The sequence below is a fragment of the Clostridium cylindrosporum DSM 605 genome, assembly GCF_001047375.1.
Lineage (GTDB): Bacteria > Bacillota > Clostridia > Clostridiales > Caloramatoraceae > Clostridium_AB > Clostridium_AB cylindrosporum.
Genome location: NZ_LFVU01000006.1, coordinates 102,675 through 112,723, shown reverse-complemented (window position 1 = coordinate 112,723; position 10,049 = coordinate 102,675). Strand labels below are relative to the sequence as shown.

The 10,049-nt window shown below is 32.9% G+C and carries 10 protein-coding genes, 2 tRNA genes and 3 other annotated features; all 12 genes read left to right on the top strand.

What is annotated here, in order from left to right; translation table 11 throughout:
- Positions 1-59: 59 nt before the first annotated feature.
- The 12 genes from CLCY_RS04115 (at position 60) to pheS (ending at position 10,037) form a co-directional block, all read left to right on the top strand.
- Positions 60-134 (top strand) — tRNA-Gly (locus CLCY_RS04115).
- Between the two features lie 9 nt (positions 135-143).
- Positions 144-218 (top strand) — tRNA-Cys (locus CLCY_RS04110).
- Between the two features lie 86 nt (positions 219-304).
- Positions 305-1,069, top strand: coding sequence for a DUF6873 family GME fold protein (locus tag CLCY_RS04105; protein ID WP_048569873.1), 765 nt, complete (start codon positions 305-307; stop codon positions 1,067-1,069).
- A 63-nt stretch (positions 1,070-1,132) separates the two neighbouring features.
- A complete protein-coding gene (gene ytxC, locus CLCY_RS04100) occupies positions 1,133-2,044 on the top strand; it encodes a putative sporulation protein YtxC (RefSeq protein WP_082141700.1) in 912 nt (303 codons plus the stop codon).
- 50 nt (positions 2,045-2,094) lie between these two features.
- Positions 2,095-2,315, top strand: a binding site (T-box leader).
- Between the two features lie 54 nt (positions 2,316-2,369).
- Positions 2,370-4,283, top strand: coding sequence for a threonine--tRNA ligase (gene thrS / locus CLCY_RS04095; protein WP_048569871.1), 1,914 nt, complete (start codon positions 2,370-2,372; stop codon positions 4,281-4,283).
- 69 nt (positions 4,284-4,352) lie between these two features.
- Positions 4,353-4,482 (top strand) — a sequence feature (ribosomal protein L20 leader region).
- An 18-nt stretch (positions 4,483-4,500) separates the two neighbouring features.
- Positions 4,501-5,022: a translation initiation factor IF-3 gene (gene infC / locus CLCY_RS04090; protein WP_053083257.1), complete on the top strand. Its 522-nt coding sequence runs from the start codon at positions 4,501-4,503 to the stop codon at positions 5,020-5,022.
- Positions 5,023-5,043: 21 nt separating this feature from the next.
- Positions 5,044-5,241 (top strand): 50S ribosomal protein L35, encoded by a 198-nt coding sequence (rpmI, locus tag CLCY_RS04085; RefSeq protein WP_048569869.1) that lies wholly within the window; start codon positions 5,044-5,046, stop codon positions 5,239-5,241.
- Between the two features lie 30 nt (positions 5,242-5,271).
- Positions 5,272-5,631, top strand: coding sequence for a 50S ribosomal protein L20 (gene rplT / locus CLCY_RS04080; RefSeq protein WP_048569868.1), 360 nt, complete (start codon positions 5,272-5,274; stop codon positions 5,629-5,631).
- 219 nt (positions 5,632-5,850) lie between these two features.
- Positions 5,851-7,212 carry a TrkH family potassium uptake protein gene (locus CLCY_RS04075; RefSeq protein ID WP_048569867.1) on the top strand — a complete coding sequence of 454 codons (1,362 nt, stop codon included), beginning with the start codon at positions 5,851-5,853 and terminating at the stop codon, positions 7,210-7,212.
- Between the two features lie 18 nt (positions 7,213-7,230).
- Complete coding sequence (locus CLCY_RS04070) at positions 7,231-7,890, top strand: potassium channel family protein (RefSeq protein WP_048569866.1); 660 nt, start codon at positions 7,231-7,233, stop codon at positions 7,888-7,890.
- 10 nt (positions 7,891-7,900) lie between these two features.
- Complete coding sequence (locus CLCY_RS04065; RefSeq protein WP_048569865.1) at positions 7,901-8,674, top strand: TrmH family RNA methyltransferase; 774 nt, start codon at positions 7,901-7,903, stop codon at positions 8,672-8,674.
- Between the two features lie 53 nt (positions 8,675-8,727).
- Positions 8,728-8,950, top strand: a binding site (T-box leader).
- A 64-nt stretch (positions 8,951-9,014) separates the two neighbouring features.
- Positions 9,015-10,037, top strand: a complete 1,023-nt coding sequence (gene pheS / locus CLCY_RS04060) for a phenylalanine--tRNA ligase subunit alpha (RefSeq protein ID WP_048569864.1) — start codon at positions 9,015-9,017, stop codon at positions 10,035-10,037.
- Positions 10,038-10,049 lie beyond the last annotated feature (12 nt).

Here is a 10,049-nt window from a genome sequence, read left to right as displayed (position 1 = left end):
AGCAGGGGACTGAAAATCCCCGTGTCGCTGGTTCGATTCCGGCTCGAGGCACCATTTATGCGGGAGTGGCTCAGTGGTAGAGCGTCACCTTGCCAAGGTGAACGTCGCGAGTTCGAATCTCGTCTTCCGCTCCAATTTCATATGGCGACATAGCCAAGTGGTAAGGCAGAGGTCTGCAAAACCTTTATTCCCCAGTTCAAATCTGGGTGTCGCCTCCAAAAAACCTTGAAGTTAACTTCAAGGTTTTTTTATATGTAAATTTATAAGTGTTTATGTTAATAAATTAGACTTTGGAGATGATTATGTGGAAAAAATTGTGAGAGTACCTAACTTGCCAGAGAATAAAGTTTCACTTGCAGTAGTAGATGGGAGAATACCTAGGGATATAGAAAAAGCTTTACTTTATAAAAAGATAAAAATTATAAAAACTAAAAAAATTGGGGCTTTATATAATTCTATTTCCTATCATCCTGATATTATGATGTGTCATATAGGCGGTAGTGATATAGTAGTTGCTAGAAACATATCAGAAGATTTTGTATATAAACTTGAGGATAATGGTTTTAATATAATTCAAGGGAAAAGTGAACTTACAAATAAATATCCCCTAGATGTGCAATATAATGTTTGTATAGATGAGGATTGTGTTATTTGTAATGAAAAGTTTACTGATACTACTCTTATAGATAAGCTTGTTCAAAAAGGTAAAAGAATAATAAATGTTAAGCAAGGGTATACTAAGTGTTCAACATTAATAGTTTCTTCTGGAGTATTTGTAACATCTGATCCTGGAATTCATACTATATTAATTAAGGAGAAAAAAGAGTCTCTGTTAATATCACCTGGATTCATTGACTTATTTGATATGAATTATGGTTTTATAGGAGGGGCTTCAGGAAAGATTTCATCTTTAGAGTTAGGATTTTATGGGAATATATCACTACATAAAGACGCTAATGAAATTAATGAATTTCTTAAAAAGCATAGAGTAAAACCTATGTCTTTAAGTAAAAATAAATTAATTGATTTAGGGACATTAATACCACTAAAAGAATATAATGGTATATAATCTCCGGTTTTTTCCTGAATATCATTTTATGGAGCACACATACTATTCTTGAAGGGAGTGATAATGTTGCTTCTCCTGTCTATAGGATATACGAACACTAGAAATGACATGTACTATAAATTTACTCAGTTATGCTCATATTTAAAAGAAAAAAGAGTTGATGCTGCTATTGTTGAAAGCGCGGTAGGTCAAGTTAATTATATAAAGTGCATACTTAAGGATACAGAAGAAAATATTACATTCTTTAATGAATGTAAAGAGTTTTTTTATGCATATGCATCAAACATTATATATGAGTTTATATCAAGTGAATATGAAGAGAAAATAATTAAGAAAATCGTAAAAGATAGTTATTATTATCTTGAAAATAAAGAAAAAACAGAAATAATAAAAAGATGTAATTCACTAATGTCGGGATCAGGCACATTTATAGCTGGAGGACTTATATCAAGTATAAGTTGTAAAAACTCAGTTATTAAAAAAATTCAAGACTATTTAGATAATAATCAAGAAATAAATATAGAAGGCTTTGTAAGGTTTAGACTTAAAAACATAATGTCAGAGTTAAACGTTATTGTAGATAAGGTAGTTGAAGATTATGTTTTAGAAAGAGAATATAGTGAGTTTATAAAACTTCTAAAATATTTCGTGGATATTCAAGAAAGTAAATATGAGATTGTTAACATATTTATAAAAGATGATAGCAAATACCAAATAACAAACGAGGATGATTTAGATATTACAGATGAATTTTTTGAGGATTTTGGATTAGATACAAGTGGTAATATGTCTCATAGGGAAGACATACTAATAAGCGCTCTTATAACATCCTCACCTTTAAAAATAGTAATCCATGGTTTTGAAAATATCAACTTTAAAGAATCTATTGATACCTTAATAAATATTTTTGGTGATAGAATGATACTTTGTAGTGGATGTGATAAATGTAAAGAACTTGTAGGATTATTTATGTAAATACAAATATAGACATTAAAATACTTATATGATATAATGCAGTCAGTATTATAAAAACTGTGATTGGGAAGAGTATTTTAGGACCGGTTATAAGAGAGGAAAGTCCTTGGCTGAAAGACTTTCTTAGCTAGGCTAATTGAAAACCACCCATGAGTTCTGTCTTGAAGAAGTTACTTTTAACTTATAGGGAACAGCGTTTGCTGCGTTAAAGCTTTAAGTGGGTTTATGCCAATCTGGGTGGAACCGCGGGAATTTATCTCTCGTCCCTGTTTTTCAGGACGGGAGTTTTATTTTTTGTTTAATTTACAAGATAAGGAGAAGAGATATGATTAAAGTTACTTTAAAAGATGGAAAAGTATTAGAATTTGATGGCAAGATAACTGCTGCTGATGTTGCAAAAAGCATAAGCATGGGTCTATTTAGAGCTTCACTTGCAGCTAAAGTAAATTCAAAGGTGGTTGATCTTAATACTGAAATTACATCAGATTGTGAAATAGAACTTTTAACAGCTGATAGTGAAGAAGGAATGGGAGCATTAAGACATACAAGTGCACATATATTGGCTCAAGCAGTTAAAAGACTTTATCCAGAGGTAAAGCTTGCAATTGGACCAGCTATAGATAATGGATACTACTATGATTTTGATGCTGATTTTGCTATAACACCGGAAATACTTGATAAGATTGAAAAGGAAATGGCAAAGATCGTTAAGGAAGATCTAGAACTTGAAAGATTTGAAATGAGTAGAAATGAAGCCATTGAATTCTTTAAGAATCAAGGTGAAATATACAAAGTAGAACTTATTGAAGACCTTCCAGAGGATGAGATTATCTCATTCTACAAGCAAGGTGAATTTACTGATCTTTGTGCAGGCCCTCATGTAGCATCTACTGGAAAAGTTAAGGCTATAAAACTTCTTTCAATTGCTGGTGCATATTGGAGAGGTGACGAAAAGAATAAGATGCTTCAAAGAGTATATGGAACTTCATTCCTAAAGAAAAGTGAGCTTGAAGAATATCTAAATATGCTTGAAGAAGCTAAGAAAAGAGATCATAGAAAACTAGGTAAAGAACTTGATTTATTTAGTATGAATGAAGCAGGACCTGGATTCCCATTTTTCCATCCAAAGGGAATGGTAGTGAGAAATGAGCTAGAAAACTTCTGGAGAAAGATTCATGCTAAAAACAAATATAATGAAATCAAAACTCCAATTATATTAAGTGAAGAACTTTGGCATACTTCAGGACACTGGGATCACTATAAAGACAACATGTACTTTACTAAAATTGATGGAGCGGATTATGCTGTAAAACCAATGAATTGTCCAGGAAGCATTTTAGTATATAAAAGCGGAATGCACAGTTACAGAGACCTTCCAGTGAAAATGGGGGAACTTGGACTTGTTCATAGACATGAAATATCAGGAGCTCTACATGGACTTATGAGAGTTAGAACATTTACTCAAGATGATGCTCATATATTTATGACTAAGTCACAAATAAAAGATGAAGTACTAGGAGTTATAAACCTAATTGACACAGTGTATAAAACTTTTGGTTTTGAATATAATGTTGAACTTTCAACAAGACCAGAAAGCTCAATGGGAAGCGATGAAGACTGGGAAGCTGCTACAAATGGTCTTTCAGATGCACTTGATGCTGCTGGACTTTCATATAAGATAAATGAAGGGGATGGAGCATTCTATGGACCTAAGATTGACTTTAAGCTAAAAGATTGTTTAGGAAGAACATGGCAATGTGGAACTATACAGCTAGATTTCCAATTACCTGAAAGATTTGATCTAAATTACATTGGCGAAGATGGAGAAAAGCATAGACCAGTTATGGTACACAGAGTTGTATTTGGAAGTATAGAAAGATTTATAGGAATACTAATAGAGCATTTTGCAGGGGCATTCCCAACATGGCTTGCACCTGTACAAGTAAAGATTCTTCCTGTAACAGATAGAGCAAATGAATATGCTAAAAATCTTGAAGCAAAGCTATTAGACAATGATATAAGAGTAGAAGTAGACACAAGAAATGAAAAAATAGGCTATAAGATTAGAGAAGCACAACTTCAAAAGTCTCCATATATGATTATACTTGGAGACAAGGAAGTAGAAGCAGGAAACCTTTCAGTTCGTTCAAGAGTTAAGGGAGATATGGGAGCAGTTTCAGTAGATGAATTTATAGCATCTATTAAGGAAGAAATACTAAATAGAACAATTAACCAATAATAATTAATGATAAAATTATAAAATTAAAAAAAGTTGACAATAACAAGGGTTACTTGTTACAATGTTAGAAGTGAAAAGAAGAAACCATCCGTTTCTCACCTTACTCTAATTAGGGTTGTAGGGTTAATAATTATGATATATTACTAATTTGTGTATATATATTGCGGGTGGAGAATTCCATCCGCATTATTTGTTATATGGTTTTAAATTTCTGGAGGTGGATACCATTAGTAAAGAAAATTTAATCAATGAAGAGATTCGTGAAAAGGAAGTCAGAGTACTAGGACCAGATGGAGAAGCAATTGGCTTCATGTCATCAAGGGAAGCACTAGAAATTGCTGAAGGAAAGCAACTAGACTTAGTATTGATTGCACCACAGGCTAAACCACCTGTAGTTAAGGTTATGGACTACGGAAAGTACCTATACGAACAACAAAAAAGAGACAAAGAAGCTAGAAAAAAACAAAAAACTGTTAATATGAAGGAAATTCGTGTTAGCCCGACTATTGAAGCAAATGATTTAGCAGTTAAGGCTAAGAATGCTGCAAAGTTCCTTAAAGATGGAGATAAAGTTAAAGTTACAGTTAGATTTAGAGGAAGAGAAGCAGAACATTCTCACTTCGGTGCAGAGCTTCTTAAGAAGTTTTTTGAAACGGTATCAGAAGTGGGTGTAATAGAAAAGCCAGCTAAGCTGGAAGGGAGAAATATGATAATGATATTGGCTCCTAAGAAGGCGTAACTAAGAGAGGAGGAAACTAAAATGCCAAAAATGAAAACTCATAGAGGTGCAGCAAAGAGATACAAGAAAACAGCGAGTGGTAAGTTCAAGAGAGCTCATGCTTTTAAGAGACACATTCTTAACAAGAAGTCATCTAAGAGAAAAAGAAAGCTTAGAAAAGGAACATACGTAAACGTAGCTGAACTTAAGATTGTAAGAAAATTATTACCTTACGTATAAAATAGATAGTAAGAAAAGGAGGGAACACTAATGGCAAGAGTGAAAAGAGCAGTTCATTCACATAAGAGACGTAGAAAAGTATTAAAACTAGCAAAAGGATATTACGGTGCGAAAAGCAAGTTATATAAAATAGCTAAGCAAGCAGTTATGAAGGCACTAAGCCAAGCATATATTGGTAGAAAGCTAAAGAAGAGAGATTACAGAAGACTTTGGATCGCAAGAATCAATGCTGCAGCTAGAGTTAACGGTTTATCATACTCAAAGATGATAAACGGGCTTAAGATTGCAGGAGTTGATATCAACAGAAAGATGCTTTCAGAAATAGCTATTAATGATGCAGCTGCATTTGCTGAACTAGCAGAAGTTGCAAAATCAAAGCTAAACGCATAGTTTATTAAGACCTGATTTTATCAGGTCTTTTTTGTACCCTAAATCTCTTATTAATATGCTAATATATACTATACTTGATAATAGATACTTGCAGTGATAGAATAACTGTTATAGTCAGTGTAATAAGATTTTTTATATTGGAATACTAGAACTTATAATAAAACCTATAGTGCCATATAGCACCTTTAATACTTAAAAGCAATTAGGAGGAGCAAGTAAATGTTCTTGAAAAGTAAAGAAAATAATTATAAATTTTTTAAGCTTAGGCCTGTTCAGATATTAGCACTAGGATTTGCTGCGCTAATTTTATTAGGAGCTATACTTTTAACCCTTCCAATTTCATCTAGAAATGGAGATGTAACTTCCTTTTTAGATGCCCTATTCACCGCAACATCAGCTACTTGTGTTACGGGACTTGTAGTTGTAGATACGGGAACACATTGGAGCACTTTTGGTCAAGTAGTTATAATATCACTTATACAAATCGGTGGTCTTGGGTTTATGACATTTTCAACACTTATTGCTATAATTCTTGGGAAAAGAGTTAGTTTAAAAGAGAGACTTATTATACAAGAAGCATATAATGCATTTAGCATACAAGGGATTGTGAAACTTGTTATCTATATACTGATTATTACTCTTACTATAGAAGGTATAGGAGCTATAATACTTACTACACAGTTTTTAAAAGATTATAGTATAGGAACTTCTATTTATTATGGTATATTCCATTCTATATCATCATTTTGTAATGCAGGATTTGATCTGCTTGGCGATTTTAAAGGTTACACAGGGTATGTGACAAATTCTATAGTCAGTTTAACTGTTGCAGCTCTTATAGTACTTGGAGGTATAGGATTCCTTGTAATAGCAGAGGTTATTGGTCATAAAAGAAGGAGAAAATATACATTACATACAAAGGTTGTAATAATAACAACTGCATTTCTTATTATATTAGGTGCAGTACTTATGTTTGCTTTTGAATACAATAATCCTAAAACAATGGGAAATCTATCAATTATAGATAAAATTGTAGCAAGTATATTTGCATCAGTAACTCCGAGAACCGCAGGTGCTAATACAATTTCAACTGGGGATATGACAATTGCAGGACAATTTTTAACTATAATTTTAATGTTTATAGGTGCATCTCCTGGTTCTACAGGAGGGGGAATCAAAACAACTACAATGATGATTCTTTTTATGACTATAATGTGTATTATTAATGGACGTGATGATACTGAAATATTCAGAAAGAGAATAAATAAGTATTCTGTTTATAGAGCCGTGTCTATAACACTTATAAGTTTTATGCTTGTAATAGTTGTTACAATGATTTTATCTATTACAGAAAAGGGGACATTTATTCAGTTCCTATATGAAGCAACATCAGCCTTTGGTACAGTTGGGCTAACTCTTGGACTTACTCCAACACTTACTCCAATAGGAAAAATAGCAATAATAATTACCATGTATGCAGGAAGACTTGGGCCTCTAACCCTTGTATTAGCATTTGCATATAAACAAAAAACAACAAATACAACTATAAAATATCCAGAGGATAAGATTTTAGTTGGTTAAGTTTAAGGAGGATAGATTATGACTTCAAAACAATATGTTATTATAGGACTTGGGAGATTTGGAACAAGTATTGCCAAAACACTTTATTCACTTGGAAATGAAGTTTTAGCAGTAGATGTTGATGAAGAGGTAGTGCAGGAAGTTTCTCAGGATGTTACACATGCAGTACAAGCTGACTCAACTGATGAAAGTGTTCTAAGGGCCCTTGGACTTAGAAACTTTGATGTTGCTGTAATTACTATAGGCTCAGATGTACAGGCGAGTATAATGGCAACACTTCTTGTAAAAGAACTTGGAGTAAAATATGTAATAGCAAAAGCTCATAATGAGGTTCATGCTAAGGTTCTGTATAAAATAGGTGCTGATAGAGTAGTGTTCCCAGAACGTGATATGGGAGTTAGGGTTGCACATAACCTGTGCTCATCTAACATACTAGATTATATAGAGCTTTCTCCGGATTATAGCATAATGGAAGTAACAGCTATTAATAAGTGGGTTGGAAAATCTCTTAAGGATCTAAATATCAGAAGTAGGTTTGGAATAAATGTTATGGCAATAAAAAGAGGAAATGACATTAATATTTCTCCAGAAGCTGATGAATACATTAAAAAGGGAGATATTTTAGTTGTAATTGGAGGAACTGAGTCACTTAAGGATATTGAAGAATACAGCGAATAGGAAGATAAATATGATATCAAAGGACAATAAGTTAGTAAAGAAAGCGCAAAAGCTTAAAAAGAAAAAGTATAGAGAAATAGAAGGACTTTTTTTAGCTGAAGGGATTAGATTTGTTGAAGCAGCTATTGAAAATGGATCTGCGGAGTATGTTTTATATAGTAATATGATATATTCTACAAATGGTTATGAAAGAGTTTTGGAATCAGATGTAGATTCATTTGAGGTACAGGATTCTATTTTAAGGGATATATGCGATACAGAATCTCCTCAGGGAGTAGTTGCTATATGTACTAAAAAGGATCATGTTATTGAAGAAATAATGGGAGATTTATTAGTTATTGTAGATGGTGTTCAAGACCCTGGAAACTTAGGTACAATAATAAGAACATGTGATGCAGCGGGTGTATCTGGAATCATTATTCTTAAGGGAACAGTTGATGTTTATAATCCTAAGGTGTTAAGGTCTACCATGGGGTCCATATTTCATATACCAATAGTTAGTGCTGATAACTTTAGTAATACATCTAATATTCTTTTAAATAATGGTTATAAAATATTAGCCACAAGCCTTCAAGGTAAAAAGTCTTTATATGAATATAACTTTTCAAATAAGACAGCGGTTATACTAGGTAATGAAGCAAATGGTGTAAGTGATGAGAATCTATCACTTGCAACTGACCTTATTATAATACCTATGGAGGGTGAAGCGGAATCCTTAAATGTTGGAGTAGCAAACTCTGTTATAGTATACGAGGCTTTAAGACAAAGGATTTATAAAAAATAGAGATAATTGACATATATCTAATTTGTGATACAATTGTATGGTATGAATTAGAATATACGGCGTTGAAAGAGGCCATTAGGAAGATACCCTGTACAGGAAAGATAAGTCATAGACTGAGAGCTTATCGGCAGAAGGACCTTTTGAAGTTTCCCTCTGGAGTCCCCTATCTGAATTTTTAGTAGGTTAGGGCGGTGAAAATCGTTATAATTGCTTTAAGTGGGTATTATATATACCAATTAGGGTGGTACCACGGAGAATACAGCCTTCGTCCCTTACCGGGATGAGGGCTTTTTTTATTTTTAAAAAAAAGTATACATAATTAAGAAAGGAGACTATCTTTATGAAGGATCAGTTAAATCAAATAAAAAACGATGCAATAGTAGATATTAAAGCCTCTGAGAATAGTCAAAGTATAGAGGAAATACGTGTTAAGTACCTTGGGAAAAAGGGATTACTTACAGGAATATTAAGAGGTATGGGTAAATTATCAGCAGAGGAAAGACCTATTGTTGGTAAAATAGCCAATGAAGTTAGAGAAGAAATAGAGGCAGAACTTGAAGTAGCGTTAAAATCTATTAAGAATAAAGAAAAAAATGAGAGATTACAAAGTGAAATAATAGATATAACAATGCCAGGAAAAAGACGTGAACTTGGAGGAATGCATCCTATAAATAAGGTTCTTGATGAAATAAAGGAAATATTCTTTGGTATGGGGTTTGCAATTACAGATGGACCTGAAGTTGAAAAGGATTATTATAACTTTGAGGCATTAAATATTCCAAAGAACCATCCAGCAAGAGATGAACAGGATACATTTTATATTAATGAAAATGTGGTTTTAAGAACTCAAACTTCTCCTATGCAAATTAGATATATGGAGGAAAATAAACCTGCTATAAGAATGATATCAGCAGGTAAGGTTTATAGATCAGATGCAGTAGATGCAACACATTCACCAATATTCCATCAAATAGAAGGACTTGTTATAGATAAGGATATTACTATGGCAAATCTTAAGGGAACACTAGATACATTTGTACAAAGATTCTTTGGTGAAAACATAAAAACTAAATTTAGACCACATCACTTCCCATTTACAGAGCCATCAGCAGAGGTTGATGTATCATGCTTTATGTGTGATGGTAAGGGATGTAGAGTTTGTAAAGGGGAAGGATGGATAGAAATCCTTGGCTGTGGTATGGTTCATCCTGAGGTATTAAAGGCAGGTAATATAGATCCAGAAAAGTATAGTGGATTTGCCTTTGGAATGGGTCTTGAAAGAATAGTTATGATTAAGTACGGAATTGATGATATAAGATTACTATTTGAGAATGATGTAAGATTCTTAAAGCAATTTAACTAAGGAGGTTTTTAC

Coding starts and splice junctions, on each gene's coding strand:
- ytxC (WP_082141700.1), top strand. CDS start 1,133: ATGTTGCTTCTCCTGTCTATAGGATATACGAACACTAGAAATGACATG.
- thrS (WP_048569871.1), top strand. CDS start 2,370: ATGATTAAAGTTACTTTAAAAGATGGAAAAGTATTAGAATTTGATGGC.
- rpmI (WP_048569869.1), top strand. CDS start 5,044: ATGCCAAAAATGAAAACTCATAGAGGTGCAGCAAAGAGATACAAGAAA.
- rplT (WP_048569868.1), top strand. CDS start 5,272: ATGGCAAGAGTGAAAAGAGCAGTTCATTCACATAAGAGACGTAGAAAA.
- CLCY_RS04075 (WP_048569867.1), top strand. CDS start 5,851: ATGTTCTTGAAAAGTAAAGAAAATAATTATAAATTTTTTAAGCTTAGG.
- CLCY_RS04070 (WP_048569866.1), top strand. CDS start 7,231: ATGACTTCAAAACAATATGTTATTATAGGACTTGGGAGATTTGGAACA.
- CLCY_RS04065 (WP_048569865.1), top strand. CDS start 7,901: ATGATATCAAAGGACAATAAGTTAGTAAAGAAAGCGCAAAAGCTTAAA.
- pheS (WP_048569864.1), top strand. CDS start 9,015: ATGAAGGATCAGTTAAATCAAATAAAAAACGATGCAATAGTAGATATT.